At 64.6% G+C, this 20,194-nt stretch carries 18 protein-coding genes and 1 tRNA gene; 5 read left to right on the top strand and 14 right to left on the bottom strand.

What is annotated here, in order from left to right:
* Positions 1–39: 39 nt before the first annotated feature.
* From otsA to otsB, 3 genes are read right to left on the bottom strand one after another with little or no spacing between them, the layout of a single operon-like run.
* Positions 40–1,440, bottom strand: a complete 1,401-nt coding sequence (gene otsA, locus V5F89_RS11525; protein ID WP_338447573.1) for an alpha,alpha-trehalose-phosphate synthase (UDP-forming) — start codon at positions 1,438–1,440, stop codon at positions 40–42.
* Positions 1,437–3,251 (bottom strand): glycoside hydrolase family 15 protein, encoded by a 1,815-nt coding sequence (locus V5F89_RS11520; protein ID WP_338445774.1) that lies wholly within the window; start codon positions 3,249–3,251, stop codon positions 1,437–1,439. The genes otsA and V5F89_RS11520 overlap by 4 nt, the downstream gene beginning before the upstream one ends.
* Positions 3,236–3,979: a trehalose-phosphatase gene (gene otsB, locus V5F89_RS11515; protein WP_338445773.1), complete on the bottom strand. Its 744-nt coding sequence runs from the start codon at positions 3,977–3,979 to the stop codon at positions 3,236–3,238. Before otsB ends, V5F89_RS11520 begins: the two co-directional genes overlap by 16 nt.
* A gap of 303 nt (positions 3,980–4,282) precedes the next feature.
* Here otsB and V5F89_RS11510 point away from each other — a divergent pair, with 303 nt between their 5' ends.
* Complete coding sequence (locus V5F89_RS11510; protein ID WP_338445772.1) at positions 4,283–6,076, top strand: DEAD/DEAH box helicase; 1,794 nt, start codon at positions 4,283–4,285, stop codon at positions 6,074–6,076.
* An 82-nt stretch (positions 6,077–6,158) separates the two neighbouring features.
* On the opposite strand, the gene V5F89_RS11505 is transcribed toward V5F89_RS11510, so the two are convergent.
* The 10 genes from V5F89_RS11505 to aspS form a co-directional block, all read right to left on the bottom strand.
* Positions 6,159–6,590: a GNAT family N-acetyltransferase gene (locus V5F89_RS11505; RefSeq protein WP_338445771.1), complete on the bottom strand. Its 432-nt coding sequence runs from the start codon at positions 6,588–6,590 to the stop codon at positions 6,159–6,161.
* A 180-nt stretch (positions 6,591–6,770) separates the two neighbouring features.
* A tRNA-Met gene (locus V5F89_RS11500) sits at positions 6,771–6,847 on the bottom strand.
* Between the two features lie 67 nt (positions 6,848–6,914).
* Positions 6,915–7,454 (bottom strand): 2'-5' RNA ligase family protein, encoded by a 540-nt coding sequence (locus V5F89_RS11495; RefSeq protein ID WP_338445770.1) that lies wholly within the window; start codon positions 7,452–7,454, stop codon positions 6,915–6,917.
* Entirely contained in the window at positions 7,451–8,422 is a 972-nt protein-coding gene (gene mltG / locus V5F89_RS11490) for an endolytic transglycosylase MltG (protein ID WP_338445769.1), read from the bottom strand. The genes V5F89_RS11495 and mltG overlap by 4 nt, the downstream gene beginning before the upstream one ends.
* A 1-nt stretch (position 8,423) precedes the next feature.
* A complete protein-coding gene (gene fabF, locus V5F89_RS11485; RefSeq protein ID WP_338447572.1) occupies positions 8,424–9,683 on the bottom strand; it encodes a beta-ketoacyl-ACP synthase II in 1,260 nt (419 codons plus the stop codon).
* A 171-nt stretch (positions 9,684–9,854) separates the two neighbouring features.
* The gene (locus tag V5F89_RS11480) at positions 9,855–10,091 is read right to left on the bottom strand and encodes an acyl carrier protein (protein ID WP_047805955.1); all 237 of its coding nucleotides are present in this window, start codon (positions 10,089–10,091) and stop codon (positions 9,855–9,857) included.
* A 111-nt stretch (positions 10,092–10,202) separates the two neighbouring features.
* The gene (locus V5F89_RS11475; protein WP_338445768.1) at positions 10,203–10,736 is read right to left on the bottom strand and encodes an OmpA family protein; all 534 of its coding nucleotides are present in this window, start codon (positions 10,734–10,736) and stop codon (positions 10,203–10,205) included.
* Positions 10,705–11,943: a diguanylate cyclase domain-containing protein gene (locus V5F89_RS11470; RefSeq protein ID WP_338445767.1), complete on the bottom strand. Its 1,239-nt coding sequence runs from the start codon at positions 11,941–11,943 to the stop codon at positions 10,705–10,707. The genes V5F89_RS11475 and V5F89_RS11470 overlap by 32 nt, the downstream gene beginning before the upstream one ends.
* Positions 11,940–12,506 (bottom strand): YfiR family protein, encoded by a 567-nt coding sequence (locus V5F89_RS11465; protein WP_338445766.1) that lies wholly within the window; start codon positions 12,504–12,506, stop codon positions 11,940–11,942. The genes V5F89_RS11470 and V5F89_RS11465 overlap by 4 nt, the downstream gene beginning before the upstream one ends.
* Positions 12,507–12,635: 129 nt before the next feature.
* Entirely contained in the window at positions 12,636–14,456 is a 1,821-nt protein-coding gene (gene aspS / locus V5F89_RS11460; protein WP_338445765.1) for an aspartate--tRNA ligase, read from the bottom strand.
* Between the two features lie 155 nt (positions 14,457–14,611).
* Between aspS and rnd the strand changes: the two genes are divergently transcribed.
* The 3 genes from rnd (at position 14,612) to V5F89_RS11445 (ending at position 17,841) form a co-directional block, all read left to right on the top strand.
* Positions 14,612–15,814, top strand: coding sequence for a ribonuclease D (gene rnd, locus V5F89_RS11455; RefSeq protein WP_338445764.1), 1,203 nt, complete (start codon positions 14,612–14,614; stop codon positions 15,812–15,814).
* The gene (locus tag V5F89_RS11450) at positions 15,811–16,707 is read left to right on the top strand and encodes a hydrogen peroxide-inducible genes activator (RefSeq protein ID WP_338445763.1); all 897 of its coding nucleotides are present in this window, start codon (positions 15,811–15,813) and stop codon (positions 16,705–16,707) included. Before rnd ends, V5F89_RS11450 begins: the two co-directional genes overlap by 4 nt.
* Before the next feature lie 237 nt (positions 16,708–16,944).
* Positions 16,945–17,841, top strand: coding sequence for a division plane positioning ATPase MipZ (locus V5F89_RS11445; protein WP_338445762.1), 897 nt, complete (start codon positions 16,945–16,947; stop codon positions 17,839–17,841).
* Here V5F89_RS11445 and pgsA read toward each other — a convergent pair.
* The gene (gene pgsA, locus V5F89_RS11440; RefSeq protein WP_338445761.1) at positions 17,825–18,418 is read right to left on the bottom strand and encodes a CDP-diacylglycerol--glycerol-3-phosphate 3-phosphatidyltransferase; all 594 of its coding nucleotides are present in this window, start codon (positions 18,416–18,418) and stop codon (positions 17,825–17,827) included. The genes V5F89_RS11445 and pgsA overlap by 17 nt on opposite strands.
* Positions 18,419–18,530: 112 nt before the next feature.
* On the opposite strand from pgsA, the gene V5F89_RS11435 reads away from it, so the two are divergent.
* Positions 18,531–19,967, top strand: coding sequence for an MFS transporter (locus V5F89_RS11435; protein WP_338445760.1), 1,437 nt, complete (start codon positions 18,531–18,533; stop codon positions 19,965–19,967).
* Positions 19,968–20,194 lie beyond the last annotated feature (227 nt).

Below are 20,194 nucleotides of genomic sequence, written 5' to 3'. Positions count from 1 at the left end.
GGCCCTGCCATGTGCCCGCGCCCGGCACAAGCGTGGGCTTCAGCCCGATCGGTCTTGCGGCTGGAGCGCCGCGAGGTCGTTGGTGAAGTTCTCCGTCCAGCGCTGCACATTGTCCTCGCGCACGGTCTTTATCATCGCCTCCCACCGCCGCTTGCGCTCCTCCAGCGGCATGCACAGCGCCATGTCGATCGCTTGCGCCAGATCGTCGGGGCTGTGCGGATTGACCAGGACCGCATCGGTGAGCTGGCGCGCGGCGCCGGCAAAGCGCGACAGGATCAGCACGCCGGGATCTTCGGGGTCCTGCGCGGCGACATATTCCTTGGCGACCAGGTTCATCCCGTCGCGCAGCGGAGTCACGAGCCCGATCTTCGCCGCGCGGTAGAATCCGCAGAGTTCGGCCAAGGAGTGCCCCTTGTTGACGTACCGGATCGGCACCACGTCGACTTCGGAACGGGCGCCGTTGATCTGGCCCGCCTTCTGTTCGAGCGTCGCGCGAATGCGCTGATAGGATTCCACATCCTCGCGGCTCGGCGGGGCGATCTGGATGAACACGACATCGCGCACCCGTTCTGGATGATTGTCGAAAAATCGCGCAATTCCGTCCAGCCGTTCGGGCAGCCCCTTGGAATAGTCGAGCCGGTCCACCCCGATCATCGCCGTCCGGCGGCGGGTGCTGGCAAGCAGGCGCTGGCCGGCCTGCCGGGCTTCCCCGGTCTCGGCCTGGGCCATCAGGTGTTCGTAATCGATTCCGATCGGATAGGCGCGGGCATGGGTCACCCGCCCGTCATAGGCGATCCGCCCGCTGTCCTCGTCGACTTCGGCGCCCAGTTCCTTCTTGCAGTAATGGCAGAAGCTTTCGAGCCATTCATCGGTCTGGAAGCCGATCAGGTCGTATTCCAGCATCGTGCGCACCAGGCGCTCGTGATACGGCAGCGAAACGAACAGGCGGGTGGGCGGCCACGGCGTGTGGAGGAAGAACCCCATCCGGTTCCTCAGCCCCCGCTCCCGCAATCGCGCACCGAGCGGCAGAAGATGGTAATCGTGGACCCAGACCAGATCGTCGCGATCGACCAGCGGTGCCACGCTCTCGGCAAAGCGCTCGTTGACGCGCTCGTACCCCTTACCCGTCTCCCGCTCGTACTCGGTCAGGTCGAGGCGGAAGTGGAACAGCGGCCAGAGCGTCGAATTCGCATAACCGTTGTAGTATTCTTCGATGTCCTGATGGCCGAGGTCGACAGTGGCGGTGGTCACCCCTTCATGCCGCTGGAGATTGATATTGCCGGTGAATTCCTCGCATTCCTGGCCCGACCAGCCGAACCAGACGCCCCCATGCTTCTTGAGCGCGGCATTGAGAGCGCCGGCCAGGCCGCCCTGGGCCCCGGCCACTCCCCGCGCCTTGGGAACTGCAACGCGATTCGAAACGACGACTAAACGGTTTATCGGACTTCGCTCCATGGTTTGGACAACAGGCCGGCACAATTGATTATCCCTACAAGCGAGTAGGTCTGGGGGAAGTTCCCCCATAGCTCGCCGCTGTCGAAATCGATGTCTTCGGACAGCATTCCCGAGGCGGTCCGGTGGGCGAGCATGGTGTCGAACAGAACCCGCGCCTCTTCATCGCGGCCGACCATGTGCAGCGCCTCGATCAACCAGAATGTGCATACGTTGAATGCGGTTTCGGGCAGTCCGAAATCGTCTTCGCTGTCGTAGCGCAGCATGTGCTCGCCGCGGCGCAGGGCCTTTTCCACCGCGGCGAAAGTGCTCTGAAAGCGCGGGTCTTCGGGCCGCAGGAAGCGCAGTTCGACCATCTGCAGCAGGCTGGCGTCGAGATAGTCGCTTTCGAAGCTGGCCCCGAAATGCCCTTCGCCGCCATCGTCCACCCAGGCTTCGCGCTCGATCTTCTCGCGGATGGTCTGGGCCCGTTCGCGCCAGAGCGCGTGGCGATCGTCCTTGCCGAGATGGGCCGCCACGTTCGCCAGGCGATCGCAGGCTGCCCAGCACATGACCGCGGAGTATGTGTGAACTTCCCGGCGCGTGCGAAACTCCCACAGCCCGGCGTCGGGTTGGTCGTGCATCTTCCAGGCCATCTCCCCGACTTTCTCGAGGCTGGCGAAATCGCGATCGTCGGCCATGCGCAGAAGCCGCCGATCGAAAAACGCCTGCGCCGTCGGCATGACGATCTGACCATAGCAATCGTGCTGGACCTGATAGTAAGCGGCGTTCCCCACCCGCACCGGGCCCATTCCCCGATATCCCGCGAGGTGGGTGGCGGTGGTCTCTTCGAGTTCGCTGTCCCCCATCACCGAATAGAGCGGCTGAATCTGCCCCCCTTGCGCAGAATCGATGATGTTGCGCAGATAAGCGAGATACTTCTCCAGCACGTCCAGCGCGCCGATCCGGTTCAAGGCCTGCACGGTGAAATACGAATCGCGAATCCAGCAGAAGCGATAGTCCCAGTTCCGCTCGCTATGCGGCGCTTCGGGTATCGAGGTCGTCAGCGCGGCGACGATCGCGCCGGTTTCTTCGTGCTGGCAAAGCTTCAGCGCGATCGCACAGCGGATCACCTCGTCCTGCCATTCGAGCGGAATGTGGAGGCCGCGCACCCAAAGCGTCCAGTACTTGCGGGTCTGCTCGTGCATCTGGCGCAATTCCGCGCGCAGATTGCCCGAAAACGGCTCGTCGGGACCGAGGAAGAAGTGCTGGTCGCTTTCGACCCGGAACACGCGGCCCGCCAGAACATGGCCCACCGGCGCGTCGGTGCTGAGGCGGATTGCCTGTGCGCCGACGAGATAGCGGATATGGTTGGTGCCGTTGGTCGTTTCCGCAACGTGCTCGCCATAGCCGCGCGTGGGCCGCAGGACGACCTTCATGCGCGGGGCGCCGGCAATCGGATGAACGATCCGCACCCACGCGACGGGACGATACATCCGCCCCGACCGTTCGAAACGCGGGCAGAAATCGCGGATCTCGACCGCACTGCCGTCGTCGGCCTCGAGCCGGGTGACGAGAATCGGCGTATTGCGCTCGTAATACTGGCTCGCGGCGATCTGCCCCTCCAGCTCGAAGCGCCACTCGCCCACATCGTGACGATCGCCGTTTATCAGCGAACAGAATATCGGGTCGCCATCGACCCGCGGAGCGCATCCCCAGACGAGCGCGCCGCGACGGTCGATCAGCCCGCTTACCTGGCAGTTGCCGACGGGCCAGAGGTCGAGCGACGATTGATCGTTGCGTGTCAAAGGCTGAGCCATTCGTAGACGGAGGAAACGTTCGGCAAGCGGTATCGTGCGACGGTGGGCGAACGGTCGCCCACCAGAACGCCGAAACCGCCGGCGTCGTTGCAGGCGGCCATCCCGTCCTCGTCCGTGACGTCGTCACCGACGAAGATCGGGACCGCGCCGACGAACGGGGGATGCTTCAGGAACTCGCGCACCGCCCCTCCCTTGTCGGCCCCAGCCTGGGTGATCTCGACCACGGCCTTGCCCTGCTTTACCGCGAGCGCATGCCGGCCGGCCAGATCCGCTGCGAAAGCGTGCGCCTGTGCGGCCCTTTCGGGATCGGACCGGAAGTGCAGCGCCGCGCCATGCGTTTTCGCTTCGAGAACGACGCCGAGATCGCGGGCACCCTGGTGAAGAGCCTCGAACACGGCATCGGGCAGCGGCTGTGCCGCGGCGCCCAGCGGCCGCCCCTCGGCATCGCGCCGCGCCGCGCCGTGCGAGCCCGCGCAGGCTATGCCATCGATCGGGCAGTGTCCGGCAAGGTCTTCGAGCGACCGGCCCGTGACCAGGGCCAACCGCCCGTCCAACCGTTGCGACAAAGCGCGCAGTCGATCGGCCAGACGATCCGGCACGGCAATCCCGCCCGGTGTCGGTGCGATATCGACCAGTGTGCCGTCGAAATCGAGAAACAGCGCATGGGCGCGTTTTTCCATCAACCGCACGAGCGGTGGCGGAGGGGGAAGTTCGATTGCGCCGTCCATCCGCGCCGGGTCTTAGTCCAGCAAACTCCCACGTCAAACCCGAATACGATTTCCGGCGTCGACAATGCTCGGGGGCGCAGGCGGACTGCATTTCCGGCCGGGTCATGCACCGGCGTGAAAGTGCACCTTTGCCCGAAAATGCGGGCATGGCCGGGCCGCCGGGCATTTTTGGCAAGCCAAACGCCATTCACACGCCTATGGAGACACCCGAAACGCAGGCGATTTGCGCCTCTCCTTCTATCCCAGAAGCCATTCAGCCGTTGCGGCGCTTTTTGCGCGCGCCCTCTTCTGCAAGCCGGTGCCATGACATTTCCAGATCTTCCGCCCACCCTCGAAGCCGCCCTTCAGGAGCGCGGCTATACGACCGCAACCCCGGTTCAGGCCGAGGTTCTCCAACCGAATGCACGCGGGCGGGATCTTGTCGTTTCCGCCCAGACGGGGTCGGGCAAGACCATCGCATTCGGGCTCGCCCTGGCGAAGGAGCTGCTCGATGCGAACGGCCGGGTCGCGCCCGCCGGCGCGCCGCTCGCCCTGGCAATTGCGCCGACACGGGAACTGGCCTTGCAGGTCAGCCGCGAACTGGCCTGGCTTTATGGACAGACCGGTGCGCGGATCGCGACCTGCGTCGGCGGGATGAATCCATCGCAGGAACGCCAGGCCCTGCGTTCCGGGGCGACCATCGTGGTCGGCACGCCGGGCCGCCTGCGCGACCATCTGGAGCGCGGTGCGCTGGACCTGTCGGGGCTTGCGGCGGTCGTGCTCGACGAAGCCGACGAGATGCTCGACATGGGTTTCCGCGAAGAGCTGGAGGAAATCCTCGACGCCACGCCGCAAGCGCGCCGGACGCTGTTGTTCTCGGCCACCATGCCGCGCCCGATCGAGGCTCTGGCACGCCGTTACCAGCGCGACGCCCTGCGAATCGCGACGATCGGCGACAGCCGCGGTCACGGGGATATCGCCTATCGGGCCGTCACCGTGTCTCCGCCCGAGATCGAAAACGCTGTGGTCAATCTCCTTCGCTATCACGAGGCGGACACGGCGATCCTGTTCTGCGCCACGCGCGAAAAGGTCCGGCATTTGCACGCCACGCTTCGCGAACGCGGCTTTGCCGTGGTCGCACTATCGGGCGAGCACTCGCAGTCGGAGAGAAACCAGGCCCTCCAGGCGCTGCGCGACCGGCGGGCGCGGGTCTGCGTCGCAACCGACGTCGCCGCGCGCGGGATCGACCTGCCTTCGCTGAGCCTGGTCGTGCATGTGGAAATACCGCGCGATGCGGAAACGCTGCAGCACCGTTCGGGGCGTACCGGCCGCGCCGGACGGAAGGGAACCGCCGTTCTCATCGTGCCATTCTCCCGGCGCAAGCGCGTGGAATCGATGTTGCGGCACGCCCGCATCGCGGCCGAATGGATCGATACCCCGGATCGCGATGCGATCAAGGCCAGGGACCGCGAGCGGTTGCTGGCAAAGCTGCTGGAGCCGGTCGACGTCGACGAAGGGGATCGGGAACTGGCCGAACGCCTTCTCGCCGAGCGCACGCCGGCGGAGATTGCCGCGATGCTCGTCCATTCGCATCGTTCGCATTTGCCGGAGCCGGAAGATCTGATCGCCAATACGCCCGAAGCACGGCGGGAGGCGCAGAAGGAACGGCATCGTCCCGGGTTCGAGGACGTGGTCTGGTTTCGCATGGACATCGGCCGGCGCCAGAATGCCGATCCGCGCTGGATCCTGCCCCTGCTATGCCGCCGGGGGCACATAACCCGGAACGAGATCGGGGCGATCCGTATCGGTCCGGGCGAAACCTATTTCCAGATCCCGCGCAATATTGCCGAGAAGTTTGCCGCCGCTGCCGCGCGAACCGCCGGGAACGACGGCGACGAGGAACCGGTCACGATCGCATTGTCGCAAGGCGGCCCTCCCGAAGCCGCGGGCGGTGGCAAGCGTCCCCATCCGCGCGACCGAGGCGGCCCTCCCCGTGCAAAGGCTCGGCAGGGCGGAAAGAAATTCGAAAAGGGCAGAGGCAAGGCACACAATGGCGCCGCGAAGGGGGACAAGCGGCCCAAAGGGAACAATCCCGGCCCTGCCGGTAAGCGCAAATAGGCAGCAGCCCAGGCAGGAATGGCAGCGGAGGGACTTGGGGTTTCGGCTGTCTGGCAGCCACCCCATCCCGCTCCCGGACCGCCTACGGCCTCCGTTGCTCGACCGCACCGGTCAGGTGCTTGAACATGACGCTGCCAACGCCCGTGGAACGATACCCTGCAGCTTCGTAGAAAGCACGGGCAGTCCTGGTGCTGTCCAGTGTGCATTGCTGCAAGCCGCTGCTGAGGGCTTCGGCTTCCATATGTGCGAGCAACTTCTTGCTCACCCCGCGCCACCGAGCGTCGGGGGCGACATAGTTCAGCATTATTTCACCCGTTCGACCGAGCATTCCGACACCCAGAATGCGGTCGGCCTCTACGGCGACGTAAAGCTCGGTCGCCTCTTGATCGACCCAAACCTTCCACATCTCGGGTGTCTTGTTGGCGCTCCACGCGGCTATTGCCGCTTTATCGCCGTTGTGGTCTGCCTGACACAGCTCCGCGATCGAGCGCCGCAGCACCTCGGCGCCCTCCACCGCGTCTGCATAAGTTGCTTTCCTGATGCAAAATTCCGGCACCCTCGCAAATTGGCACGTCTGCGACGGAGGGGAAGCCAAAAAGTGGCGCTTCGAGGGACGACAAGGCAGAAGCATTGTAAACCGGCCAACCGCCGGAAACCTTGCGATATTTCAAGCCGCTGACTTTATGCCGGAAAATGGTAGCGGAGGAGGGACTCGAACCCCCGACACGCGGATTATGATTCCGCTGCTCTAACCACCTGAGCTACTCCGCCCCATGGGCCCTGCCGACCGCGAAGCGAGCTCGGCGCGCCCTTGCCGGAGCAAGGACAGGCGGCGCATTTAGGGCCGGCTTGTGGCCCGGTCAACCTCGCTTTTGCCCCTGAACGGCCATCGTCGCACAGGCGCCCAGGGGCCGCCCCGATATCGATGCAGCGCAAGACCGGAAAAGCGGAATCCGCGCGGCTCGATCTGCGCTGCCAGCGTCGCCTGCAGTTCTTTCGCCGCGCGGTTGGAAACCTTGTTCTGAACCGTGACATGCAGCTGCGGCTCCTGCCAATCCTGCGGCGTCAGCAGCCCGTGCAATTCCTCTGCCAGCCGGTCGCGGAGCGCCAGCATGCCGGGACTGGTCAGTCGCAACGCTGTACCCCCACCCAGCGGCATCACACCGTCGAGATGCGCGGCAACCGGCGCATATTCTGCCGTGATCGCGGCAAGGCGCCCTTTCAGCTCGGGCTCGCTGCCTGGCGGCAGGGCATGAAACAGCGTGACGTGCGCTTCCAGCAGGTTGCGCTCGGCCGGATAATGCGCGGTCCGCAACCGGGTGGCCCAGCTGTGGAGATCGGGGGGAAGCTCGGCCGTGACTATCAGGCCTCCGCTCACATCTCCCCGCGTTTCCGGCGCAGTTCGAACCACTTGTCCACCGCGTCCTGATGCGCGGCGTAATCGGAATTGAAGACATGCCCGCCAGTTCCGTCCGCCACCATGTAGAGCGCGTCGGTCTCGGCCGGATCGAGCACGGCGGCGATGCTTTCGCGCCCGGGATTGGTGATCGGCCCTTTCGGCAACCCCGCCATGGCGTACGTGTTGTAATCGTTGACCGCCGCGATTTCGGACTGGCGAATCCGGCGCCCCAATGGCTTGCCGCGGGTTATCGGGTAAATAATCGTCGGGTCCGCCTGAAGATACATCCCCTCTTTCAAACGGTTCGAATAGAGGCCCGCGACCATCCGGCGCTCGCTGGGCAGCGCAGTCTCCTTCTCGACGATCGACGCCAGCGTCACCGCTTCTTCGACGGTGTCGACCGCAATATCGGGCCGTCGCCTCGGCCAGGCTTCGGCCAGGTAATTGCGCATCGCCGCCTGCATTCGCGCCAATACCGCGGTGCGCGCCTCTCCGCGCTCGAAATCGTAGGTATCCGGCAGCACCGATCCTTCTTCCGGCACAGGAATCTCGCCGGTCAGCAACGGTTCCGCCATCAGTTTTTCGTGCACCAGGATCGAGGGCATGCCTTCGGGTATGGTGATGAAACGCCGGATAACCTCGCCGTGCTGGAACGTGTCGAGGATACCGCCCAATCCGATCCCGGCGGGTAGCAGAAACTCGCCCGCCTGGATCGGGTCGGAACTGCCGAGCAGCTTTGCCCGCAGGAGGAACCCTTCCGCCGACGTGATCAGCCCCTCGTCTTCCAGCTTGTGCGCGACTGCGGTGAGCGTCGAGCCCGAGGGCACGACGAACGCCGTTTCCTCGTCCACCTGCGCGCTGCCGAACGCGAACCTGGCCCCGAACACGGCTGCCAGCAGCGCAAGGGCGCCGAGCACCCCGATGGCCAGGCAGCCCCTGCGGCGCATATCAGTCCACCTTCTTCATCACCAGGCTGGCGTTCGTACCGCCGAATCCGAAACTGTTGTTCAGGATGGCTGCAACTTCGCGCTTCCTCGCGGTGTGGGGCACCAGGTCGACGCCTTCGGTCCCCTCGTCGGGATTGTCGAGGTTGAGAGTGGGAGGCACGATCTGATCGCGGATGGCAAGAATGCAGAAGATGCTCTCGACGGCACCGGCACCGCCCAACAGGTGACCGATCGCCGACTTCGTGCTCGACATGGAGGCGCCGCCCAGATCGTCGCCCATCACGCGCTTCACCGCCGCCAGTTCGATCGTGTCGGCCATTGTCGAGGTGCCGTGGGCATTGACGTAATCGATGTCTCCCGGCTGCAAGCCCGACTTTTCGATCGCCATGCGCATCGCCAGTTCCGCGCCCTTCCCTTCCGGGTGCGGCGCAGTGACGTGATAGGCATCGCCCGACAGGCCGTATCCGACCACCTCGGCATAGATCTTCGCCCCGCGCGCCCTGGCATGTTCGTATTCTTCGAGAACGACGACCCCTGCACCCTCGCCCATGACGAAACCGTCGCGGTCGCGGTCGTAAGGCCGGCTGGCCTTTTCCGGTGTGTCGTTCATGCTCATGTTCAGCGCCCGCGCCTGCGCGAATCCGGCGACGCCGAGCGGATTGATCGTCGATTCCGCCCCGCCGGCCAGCATCACATCGGCGTCACCGTCGCGGATCATCCGCGCCGCGTCACCGATCGAGTGCGCACCGGTCGAACACGCGGTGACCACGGCATGGTTGGGGCCCATCAGGCCGTATTTGATGGAAACCTGTCCGCTGATCAGATTGATCAGCCGGCCGTGAACGAAGTGCGGCGAAACGCGTCCGGGGCCACGTTCGTGCAGAACGATCGACTCGCTCTCGATCCCAGGCAACCCGCCGATGCCGGAGCCGATCGAGACGCCGGTGCGTAGCTTGAGATCGTCGCCCATTTCGTCCAGGCCGGCATCTTCCAGGGCCTGCCCTGCCGCATCGATACCGTAAACGATGAACGGATCGACCTGCCGCTGCACCTTGTGGTCAACGCGTTTGTCGGGGTCGAAACCCCAGGCGTGATCCTTGGGCTTCACCTCGCAAGCGATGGTGCATTTCTGATTGCTCGCGTCGAAACGGGTAATGGTCCCCGCCCCGCTTTTACCCCCGATCAGGTTGGCCCAGGTTGTTTCGACATCACCGCCCAGCGGAGTGACGAGACCCAGTCCGGTAACGACCACACGGCGCATCTGCATCTCCGAATATCCGAATAAATCCGCCAGATAGAGCAACAGGCCCAACCCGCCCGGGCTGAGCCTGCTCGTTCCCGCCCATGCGGAAACCGATCCTCCCCTCCTCTCGTTCCCTCCTGCGTAGCCGCGGGGCCGGGACGAGGCGAACGGAAGCGACCTCCCGCCGGCTTAGCCTTTGTGCTCTTCGATATACTTCGTCGCGTCGCCGACGGTGGTGATCTTCTCGGCTGCGTCGTCCGGAATCTCGACCCCGAACTCTTCCTCGAATGCCATCACCAGCTCGACGATGTCGAGGCTGTCGGCGCCCAGGTCATCGATGAAGCTCGCATCCTGCGTGACCTTGTCGGCCTCGACGCCCAGATGCTCGACAACGATCTTCTGCACGCGGTCGGCGGTATCGCTCATGTTATGCCCTCTTGGATTGGGGTTAGGAATTGGCTTTCGCCCTAATGAACGCCGGACCCGCTGGCAAGTGCCTGACATGCGAACGCGCGGCCGCGTTTCTTCGGCTTCCGTTCAGAGCGGGATTGCCGCGCCAGGCGTGACGATGATGACGACTCTGCGGTTCTGGCTGCGGCCTTCTTCGGTGTCGTTGGTCTCGATAGGGTCCGACTCGCCAAGCCCCAGCACCTCCATGGCGCCGGCGTTCATCCCGCCGTATGCCAGCGCCCGCATGACGGTTTCGGCTCGCCGATGGGAAAGAGCCCGGTTGTATTCTTCTGCGCCGACGGAGTCGGTGTGGCCTTCGATCCGGGCGCCGAGAATCCCCACATCGGACAGCGCCGCCGCGATCTCGTTCAGCGCCACCCGTTTTTCGGGCAGCAAGTCGCTGCTGTCGAACGCGAAGAGCAGGCGATCGGGAATCCCCAGGAGATACCTGTCCCCGTCGCGGGAAAATCCGGCCCGTTCGAGCGCCTCGACCTGCTCCGGCGTGAAGGCGGGCCGTTCCGGCACCGTCTGGCAGGCTGCAACCAGGCCCAGGCCGATGGCGAGGATCAGAGCGCGCAATCGGGCGAAACTAGCGCGCGCTGGCCGGATCGCTCGGAACATTCCTCTTCTCCTGATACATGCGCCTGTCGGCCACGCGCAGCAGTTCGCGCCAGCTCTCGCCATCTCGCGGATAGACCGCACGTCCAAGGCTTACGCTGAGCTGCCGTTCCTTGCGCAGAGCAAGGGTGAACGGCTCGGCCATCGCTTTCCGAATGCTTTCGCATATACCGTCGACGAACGTGTCCTCGCCGGTCTGGGGCAAGACCACGGCGAATTCGTCGCCGCCGAATCGATAGACGTGCCCGCAATCGCCCACGCTGTTCTGCAATCGATCGGCGATCGCGCACAGGACCATGTCGCCGACGTCGTGGCCGAAATCGTCGTTGACCTCCTTGAAATCGTTGCAATCGAGGTAGAGTACCGCGAACGAGGTTCCGTCGCACCGGGCCCGTTCGATGATCTTCTCGCTATCGCGCTCGAACCGCCGGCGTCCGGCCAGACCGGTCAGGGCATCGTGCTCCGCCCGCCGCGCCAATTCGACGTTTTCCGACAGCAGGGCTTCGTGCCAGCTTTGCAATTCGGCCAGCAATGCGTTGAAATCGCGGGCAAGACGATCGATTTCCGCAATGCCCGACACGGTCACGCGGCGTCCAAAGGTCCGATCCGCACGGACGGCGTGCGCGATTTCGCCCACATGCTCCAGCGGCACGACCACGGCTTCCTCCAGCCGCCGGGCCAACACGCGCGTGGCGATGATCGTAAGGCCGAGGCAGCAAAGCGCAATGACGAAGCCCGTCGTTGCGTAGCGCAGCATATCGGCAAGACTGCTGCGCACGATCACCGAACCGATCCTGCGCCCGCCGCTCGTGACCGGCACCACTTCGGCCGGACCGCGGAGAGCGCCCGAAGCGAGAGCCTCGATCGAGCCCGTGAGACCGTCATGGTCGGTCTCCCATACCGCAAGCGGATTGCCCTGCGCGTCGATCACCGCGATCCGATCCGCGCCGCCGGTCTTGCCCACGGTCTCGATCGCTTCGTCTATCGCTTCGGTATCGCCGAAGAGAACCGCAGGCTCGACCGCATAGCTGACGGTGCGCGCCGTGAGCGCAGCGTTGGCCGCCGCGTGGCTGCGAATCAGGACCACGCCGCTAACGGTCAGCGTCACAGCCGCCAGCAGGACGGCCAGAATAACGAGGCGGAAATGCCCCCGCGCCAGCATCTGGCGCAAGGGAAGGCTTCCTGCCGGAGCACGTTCGGCGAGGTTCATTGCGACGCCCCCATGCCCATGCGCAGCACCCGCGGGTCGATCCTGACGCGGGATCTCGAAACGGCATCGATATTCAGGCGGAACGAGAGCGAATCGGTGCCGAACAACAGGCAGACCATCGCCCGGCTGCGGCACGCCGGATCGTTTTCGGCCACCGTCAGCGTCGGCCGGTCGCGAAAGGCATCGGTAATCGCGCGCTGTTCGGCAATCGACATGCGTCCCACGTAGACGATCTGGCAATTCTCCTCGGCGACGGTGCGCGCCGTCACGAGAGTTGTGCGGATGCCCGTTTCGCGGGCAAAACCCGATGCTGTCAAACCCCCGGCGTGATCGGCCGGCTGCACAACGCACAGACGCAGCGACTCGGGGCGGTCGGGCCAGTGGGTAAAGCCGGCCAGGAGCGTCATCATTCTCGCGACCGGCCGCTCGTAAGGGTTCGCCTCATTGGCCAGCGGAAGCCCCACCTCAGTCCGCGGCGCGGCGCCGACTGCCGGAGCGACACCGCCCGGAACCGCCCCGACCAGGATCAGCGAGAGCGCGATTCCGGCAATGGCTCGCAACACACGTTGCTCGTGGAAAAACGAAATCGATCGTCCGCGCATGGGAAAGGCGCCGGCGCTATTGCCGGGCGACACCGCGAAACGCCGGGTCGGTCCGGCCGGTCCACGTCCTGCGCATTGCCAATGCCATTGTCAGGAATCCCCTGCCCGATCGATCCGCGTCGCCTCGGCCCCTTCCGGCTTGGGAGCATCGACCGTGCGGATATGCACGTCGCGCAGCTGACGCGGACTGACCATCGAGGGGGCGCCCATCATCAGGTCCTGCGCGCGCTGGTTGAGCGGAAAGGCGATGACTTCGCGGATGTTCGGCTCGTCGGCCAGCAGCATGACGATGCGGTCGATCCCCGGCGCCGAGCCGCCGTGCGGCGGGGCGCCGAGCTTGAACGCCTCGATCATGCCGGAGAAATTCGCGTCGACGTCTTCCTTCGAATAGCCGGCGATCTCGAATGCCTTGTACATGATGTCCGGCCGATGGTTTCGGATCGCGCCCGACGACAGCTCGTAGCCGTTGCAGACGATATCGTACTGCCAGGCCTTGATCTCCAGCGGGTCCATCGTTTCCAGCGCTTCCATCTCGCCCTGCGGCATCGAGAACGGATTGTGGCTGAAATCGACCTTCTTCAGTTCCTCGTCGTACTCGAACATCGGGAAGTCGACGATCCAGCAGAACTTGAAGCATCCCTGTTCGATCAGGCCCAGTTCCTCGGCCACGCGGGTGCGGGCGGCACCGGCGAGCTTCGCCGCGTCCTTCTCCTTGCCCGCGGCGAAGAACAGGCCGTCGTTCTCGCCCAGGCCGAGTTCCGCGTAGAGCTTCTCCATGCCTTCGGTGCCGTGGTTCTTGGCGATCGGGCCGCCGAACTCGCCGCCCTTGCGGGTGACGTAGCCGAGCCCGGCGAAGCCTTCGCGCCGCGCCCAGTCGTTCATGTCGTCGAAGAACTTGCGGCTCTTCTCATGGGTATTCGGCGCGGGAACGACACGAACGCGGCCGCCCGAACCGACGATCTTCTCGAACAATCCGAACCCGGACTTTTCGAAATGATCGGTCACGTCGCTGATGATCAGCGGATTGCGCAGATCCGGCTTGTCGGTGCCGTATTTCAGAATCGCTTCGGCATAGGGGATGCGCGGAAACTCGCCGGCGGGCGTCACGCTCTTGCCGTTGGCGAATTCCTCGAACACGCCGGCGAGCACCGGCTCGAGCGCCTGGAACACGTCTTCCTGGGTGACGAAGCTCATTTCGAAGTCGAGCTGATAGAACTCGGGGCTGCGATCGGCGCGCAGGTCCTCGTCGCGGAAGCACGGCGCGATCTGGAAATAGCGGTCGAAACCGGCGACCATCAGAAGCTGCTTGAACATCTGCGGCGCCTGCGGGAGTGCGTAGAAGCGGCCCGGGTGGAGGCGGCTGGGCACGAGGTAGTCGCGCGCGCCCTCGGGGCTGGAGGCGCCGAGGATCGGTGTCTGGAACTCGGTAAAGCCCTGATCGGTCATGCGGCGCCGGATCGAAGCGATGACCTGGCTGCGCAGCATGATATTGCGATGCATGGTCTCGCGGCGCAGGTCGACGAAGCGGTACTTCAGGCGGATATCCTCGGGATAGTCCTGCTCGCCCGCCACCGGCAGCGGCAGCTCTTCCGCCTGGCTCTGGACGCTGACGCCGCGGGCGAAGACCTCTATCTCGCCGGTCGGCAGGTTCGGGTTCACCGTGCCCTCGCCGCGTGCCTTGACCGTACCGTCGATCGTCACGACCGATTCCAGCTTGAGCGCTTCGAGGATCGGCAGCGCCTCGCTATCCTCGTCGGCGACGATCTGGGTCATGCCGTAGTGATCGCGCAAGTCGACGAACAGCACGCCGCCGTGATCGCGCTTGCGATGGATCCAGCCCGACAGGCGAACCGTATCGCCGACGTCCGCCTTGGTCAGCTGTGCGCAGTTGTGGGTTCGATAGGCGTGCATCTAAAATCTTTCCATTTTTGGAGCTATGGCGCTAAGGGCGCGCCACCGAGCGGCGCACTGCGCATATCGCGCGCGCTAACAGGGCAAGCACGGAGCTTTGTCAAGGCGCCGGGCCGGCCGAGCGGCGGTACTCCGCCCGACAACAGAAAAGACCTATGAAGATACACGATCTGATTACAACCACCGACGGGCTCGCCGCTTTGTGCGAACGCCTTGCGAAGTCCGACTTCGTTTCCGTCGATACCGAATTCATGCGTGAAAACACCTATTGGCCGGAACTGTGCCTGGTGCAAATCGCCAACGCGGAAGAGGCCGCGGCGATCGACCCGCTGGCCGACGGGATCGACCTCGCCCCCCTGCTCGACCTGATGTGCAACAACGAGGACGTTCTGAAAGTCTTCCATGCCGGCGGGCAGGATGTGGAAATCATCTACAACCTCACCGGCAAGACGCCGCACCCGATCTTCGACACGCAGATCGCGATGATGGCGATCAGCCAGTCGGAACAGATCGGCTATGCCAACCTGGTCGAAAGCTGGCTCGGCATAACGGTCGACAAGGGCGCGCGCTTTACCGACTGGAGCCGCCGGCCGCTGACCGCACGCCAGATCGAGTATGCGATCGGCGACGTCACGCATCTTTCGAAGATCTTTCCGAAGATCCTGCGCAAGCTGATCAAGACCGGACGCGGCGAATGGCTCGACGCGGAGATGGAAAAGCTGGCCGACCCGGCCAATTATCGCAACGATGCCGGCGATGCCTGGCGCCGCATTCGCCAGGCCGGGCGCAACCCGGCGGTCCTGGGCCGGCTCAAGGCGCTTGCCGCCTGGCGCGAGGGAGAGGCGCAGCACAAGAATATCCCGCGCGGTCGGATCATGCGCGACGAAACGCTGGCCGATATCGCCAGCCATCCCCCGAAGCAGCAAGGCGATCTGGTTAAGGTACGCGGTCTGTCGAATGCCTGGAAAGACAACGATATAGGCAAGCGATTGATGAAAGTGCTCGAGAAGGCCGAGCCGCTGCCGGCCGACGAAATGCCCGACAAGCCCAAACGCGGCGCGCCGCTGGGCAAGGAAGGCGCGCTGGTGGCCGATCTTCTCAAGCTCCTGCTCAAGATCCGCACGCGCGAAATCGATGTCGCGGCACGCCTGCTGACCCGTTCCGATGAAATGGAGGCTTTGGCGGCCGGCGTGCGCAAGCTGCCGGTTCTGGAAGGGTGGCGCTACGAGGTGTTCGGGCGCGACGCGCTGGAACTGGTCGAAGGCAAGCTGGCCTTCGCGGTCAAGGGCGGCAAGCTGCACATGACCCACATCGACGACATGGCCGATGATATGGCCGAAGCGCAGGCGGCCGAGTGAGCACTTACCTGCCCACGATCAAGCAACTGCAGTATCTGGTCGCGTTGCACGAACACGGCCATTTCGGGCGCGCTGCCGAAGCCAGCTTCGTTTCGCAATCCACGCTTTCCGCCGGCATACGCGAGCTGGAATCGCTGCTCGGCGTGACGCTCGTCGAACGCAGCCGGCGCGTGGTGCGCTTCACCACGCTGGGCGAACAGGTGGTCGAGAAGGCCCATCGCCTGTTGCGCGAGGCAGAGGAACTGTCCGACCTCGTGCGCGCGAGCGGCAAGCCGCTTTCGGGCACTTTGCGCATGAGCGTGATCCCGACGATCGCTCCGTTCATGCTGCCGCGCATCCTCCCCCGGCTGCGCGCAGAGCGCCCCGATCTCAAGCTGTTCCTGCGCGAGGAAACGAGCCACGATGCCGTGGAGAGCCTCCATCACGGCAGAGTCGATTGCGTGCTCCTCGCGCTGCCGTTCGCCACTGGCGAGGTCGACAAGGCCCACATCGGCAACGACCGTCTCTATGTGGCCTTTCCCCAGGACGATCCGCGCGACCCGCCCGCAGTCGTTCCCCCGTCGATGATCGACGAAGGGCGATTGCTGCTGCTGGAGGACGGGCATTGTCTCAAGGAGCATGCCCTCGCCGCCTGCAACCGCCCCGAACTGCGCGCCTCGGCGACCATGATCGGCACTTCGCTGCACACGCTCGTGCAAATGGTGAACAACGATCTGGGGCTGACAATGCTTCCCGAAATGGCGATCGAGGCCGGCATTCTGCACGACACCCAGGTCGTTGCCCGCCCGCTGAAGTCGCAGGCCGCCAGTCGCGAGATCGCGCTGATCTGGCGCAAGAATTCGCCGCGCAAGGCCGATTTCGAACTTCTCGCGGAAGAACTGCGCGCCGGTTAAAGTCGTTTTCATCGAGACGGCACCGGCCCGCACCCGACCGGAGAACCGGCGACCTCCCCCTGAAACCACGGCAAGGTCTTGTTGGGAAAATGTGATAAAGCTGTGGATAACCGATTCGGTGGGCGCTGACTGGGGAACTGCGCGGTGTGGAAAGATGCCAAATGTCCGATTGACGATCACGGTCCGCCCAACCCGCGCTGGACCGACGGAGAGCACCCTCAGGTCGTAGTCGCCGACGTGGCTGCACACCTTCCCGTCGGCCGGGTGATCACTTTCGCAAACGAGAAAGGCGGCGTCGGCAAGTCGACGCTCGCCTTCCACTGCGCCGTCGCCCTGGCGCACGCCGGATATCGGGTGGTCGCGCTCGATCTCGATTCGCGGCAGGCCACGCTCGATCAGAGCCTGTCGTTCCGCGAGGGCACGGCGCGCGTTCTGCACGTCGATCTGCCGATGCCCCGGCATGCCGTCCTGCACCACCCTTCCGCCGCCCAGCTCCAGCAGGAAGTGACCCGGCTCGACGCCAACGCCGATTACATCGTGCTCGACGCGCCGGGCGCCGACAGCCCGATTTTCCGTCGCGCCGTCGCCATGGCAGGAACGCTGGTGACCCCGATCAACGCCTCGTTCGTCGATCTGCAGGTTTTCGGACGGATCGATCCGGTATCGGGCCGTCCTGGCCTTGTGACCTGTTTCGGGCGAACCGTGGCCGATCTGCGCAGCGCACGGCGGCGCATCGGCCTCGCTCCTGTCGACTGGCTGGTTGCCAAGAACCGGGTGCGCAGCTGCGAACGCCGGCAGATCGAGCGGATCGATGCCGCTCTGTCCAAACTGGCGGAACAGCAGGATTTCCGTATCGGCCAGGGATTGTCGGAGCGGGTGGCCTTTCGCGAACTGTTCCAGTTCGGCCTGACTCACCTCGATCTGCGGCTTCTTCCCGATCTCGCCCGCGCCAGCAAAGCCACGTTGGCCGAAGTCGAAAATCTCACGAGCGAATTCATGAGCAGCGCTTCCCCGGCACTCCGCGTATCGCCCCCATCCCCGGGCCCGTCGGTCCGCAGCTCGCGCCGCGTGCGAAGCGCCTATCGCGATGCCTTGACGGCGGCGGCGCAGGGCACCGTCAGTCCATGTGTCTGATGCCGACCCGAAGATAGTCCCAACCGGTCACCAACGTCAGCACCGCCGCCGTCCACAAGGTCACGATTCCGGTAAGGTGAGGGACGTTGAAGATGGCATCCCCCAGTTGCATGTTCCAGCCGGGCAAGGCCCCTGCCAGGATCAGCGCGCCGAGCGAGACCATCTGCGCCGCCGTCTTCCATTTGGCGAGCTTGCTGACCGGGACCGAAACCTGCAGGGGCCCGAGAAATTCGCGCAGCCCGGAGACGGCGATCTCGCGCATGAGGATGATCAGCCCTGCGATAACGTGAAAATCGCCCGCCACCGGCCCGCGCAGCCAGCCTTGCGCAGTCAGCACGAGGATGACGGCGGCGACCATGATCTTGTCCGCAATCGGGTCGAGAAACACGCCGAGCTTGGACACCGTCCCGCTCGCCCGCGCCAGATAGCCGTCGAAATAGTCGGTAATCCCCATCAGGCAATAGAGCGCGAATGCCAGGAGGTAGCCGAAGGCCCAGCCCGGCCACCACAAGAGGAACACCAGCAGCGGAATGGTGACGATTCGCGAGAGCGTGAGAATGTTGGGCAGGTTCAGCACGGCAGTTCCCTCCTAGCGCGTCCCCGCCCCGGGCAAAAGCCGGATTAACCCTTGTCCGCATCCTCGCGTGCTTTACAGCGTGCCGGGACTTGGCAAGGGCGCATGGAGCCGCATGACAACATCGACGCACATCTTGCGGCGCCGGCGGTTCCTGCCGCTGTTCGTCACGCAGCTGTTCAACGCTTTCAACGACAATCTCTACAAGACCGCGATGGTGCTGTTCGTGGTCTACAGCGTCTACAACTCCGAGGCGGAGGAGGCGCTGTTCAGCGCCGTCGCGTCGGGCGTGTTCATCCTGCCCTTCTTCGTGCTGTCCGCGCTTGCCGGCCAGTTGGCCGACATGCGGGACAAGGCCCGCATCATCCGAATAGTGAAAGCTTGCGAAATCGGCATCATGATCGTGGGTGCAGCCGGTCTGCTCATCGCATGGCAGGCCGTGCAATGCGCGGCCGGTCCGGCCGATACATGCCTGTTCCGTCCGCCCGCCGCGGCGGCCGAGATGGCGATTCCCCTGCTGCTCGCCGCACTGTTCGCGATGGGCGTCCATTCGACGTTTATCGGGCCGATCAAATACGCGATCCTGCCTCAGCACTTGCACCCCGATGAAGTTCTGGCCGGCACCGGCCTGGTCGAAGCCGGCACTTATCTGGCGATCCTGTTCGGCACGATCCTGGCAGGATGGATCCCGGTCGAAGTCGCGGCCGGCGTGGTCGTCGCGATCGCGGTGCTCGGCTTCATCACCTCGCAGTTCGTTCCACCGGCGCCGCCGCAGGGGGCGATCAACGAACTCGATTTCCCCCTTCTCGATCCGCTTCGGCGCTCGGGCCGGGGCCCCGTGTTCACTGCCCTTGCCTTCGGGCCGGTCCTGATTGCGGACCAGCTTGTCTCCATGTTCAAGCTTGTGCGATCCACGAGCGACGATCGCCGCGTGTTCCTGGCGATCATGGCGATCAGCTTCTTCTGGACCATCGGCGCCGTCCTGTTCATCCAGTTCCCCCCGTTGGCGAAGAACGTGCTCACCGCCAGCAAGGAAGTGGCCAGCCTGTTCCTGGTCATCTTCTCGGTCGGCGTGGCGATCGGATCGGTTTCGGTGAACGCGCTGCTCAAAGGCACGGTGTCGGCCCGCTATTCGCCGGCATCGGTCATCGTGATGGCGCTGTTCGTGCTCGCCTTCTATCTCGTATGCCGGGCCTGGACGCCCGCTCCGGAGGAAAGCCTGATGGATGTGGGGCAGTTCATGGCGCAGCCGCTCGCCATCGCGGCGCTGTTATGCCTGCTGGGCATTGCAATTGCGGGCGGAATGTTCGTCGTGCCGCTCTACGCCTTTCTGACGACCTTCGTCCCCAAGACCCAGACTGCGCGCACGATAGCCGCCAACAATATCGTCAACTCGGGCGCGATGGTCGGCGGGGCGCTGCTGGCTATGGGACTGAGCGCGGTGGATATCGCCATTGTCGACCAGCTGCTGCTCAGCGCGGCGATGTGCCTCGTGTCCAGCTGGCTTGGAAAGAAGCTCTACGACGCGGAAAAGGCCGCGGCTGCAAGATGACCGCTTCTCATGCGATGAAGGCGATGGCGGCCACGACGCAGGCGACGTAGGCAGAAGCGAAGCCCCGCACGTCCGCGAGCGTGACGCGCCAGCTTGCCACCTCCTCTTCCGATTTTTCTTTCAGGCTGCAGACGTGCGGCGGAAGGCTCGCCCGGAAAGGGTGACGGGCGGCTTCATCGGTAAGAACAAGGCAACGGCGCATGATAGCGACGTTAACGCTTTACTAA

Origin of the sequence: Pelagerythrobacter marensis, assembly GCF_036700095.1 — a bacterium.
In the GTDB taxonomy this organism is placed as follows: Bacteria; Pseudomonadota; Alphaproteobacteria; order Sphingomonadales; family Sphingomonadaceae; genus Pelagerythrobacter; species Pelagerythrobacter marensis_A.
This window is presented reverse-complemented; position numbering and strand designations above follow the sequence as displayed.

What these genes read in the sequence shown, in the direction of transcription:
- aspS (WP_338445765.1), bottom strand. Translation starts at nt 14,456, where the DNA reads ATGCACGCCTATCGAACCCACAACTGCGCACAGCTGACCAAGGCGGAC.
- V5F89_RS11480 (WP_047805955.1), bottom strand. Translation starts at nt 10,091, where the DNA reads ATGAGCGATACCGCCGACCGCGTGCAGAAGATCGTTGTCGAGCATCTG.
- V5F89_RS11520 (WP_338445774.1), bottom strand. Translation starts at nt 3,251, where the DNA reads ATGGCTCAGCCTTTGACACGCAACGATCAATCGTCGCTCGACCTCTGG.
- V5F89_RS11475 (WP_338445768.1), bottom strand. Translation starts at nt 10,736, where the DNA reads ATGTTCCGAGCGATCCGGCCAGCGCGCGCTAGTTTCGCCCGATTGCGC.
- mltG (WP_338445769.1), bottom strand. Translation starts at nt 8,422, where the DNA reads ATGCGCCGCAGGGGCTGCCTGGCCATCGGGGTGCTCGGCGCCCTTGCG.
- V5F89_RS11435 (WP_338445760.1), top strand. Translation starts at nt 18,531, where the DNA reads ATGACAACATCGACGCACATCTTGCGGCGCCGGCGGTTCCTGCCGCTG.
- V5F89_RS11470 (WP_338445767.1), bottom strand. Translation starts at nt 11,943, where the DNA reads ATGAACCTCGCCGAACGTGCTCCGGCAGGAAGCCTTCCCTTGCGCCAG.
- V5F89_RS11510 (WP_338445772.1), top strand. Translation starts at nt 4,283, where the DNA reads ATGACATTTCCAGATCTTCCGCCCACCCTCGAAGCCGCCCTTCAGGAG.
- fabF (WP_338447572.1), bottom strand. Translation starts at nt 9,683, where the DNA reads ATGCGCCGTGTGGTCGTTACCGGACTGGGTCTCGTCACTCCGCTGGGC.
- otsB (WP_338445773.1), bottom strand. Translation starts at nt 3,979, where the DNA reads ATGGACGGCGCAATCGAACTTCCCCCTCCGCCACCGCTCGTGCGGTTG.
- rnd (WP_338445764.1), top strand. Translation starts at nt 14,612, where the DNA reads ATGAAGATACACGATCTGATTACAACCACCGACGGGCTCGCCGCTTTG.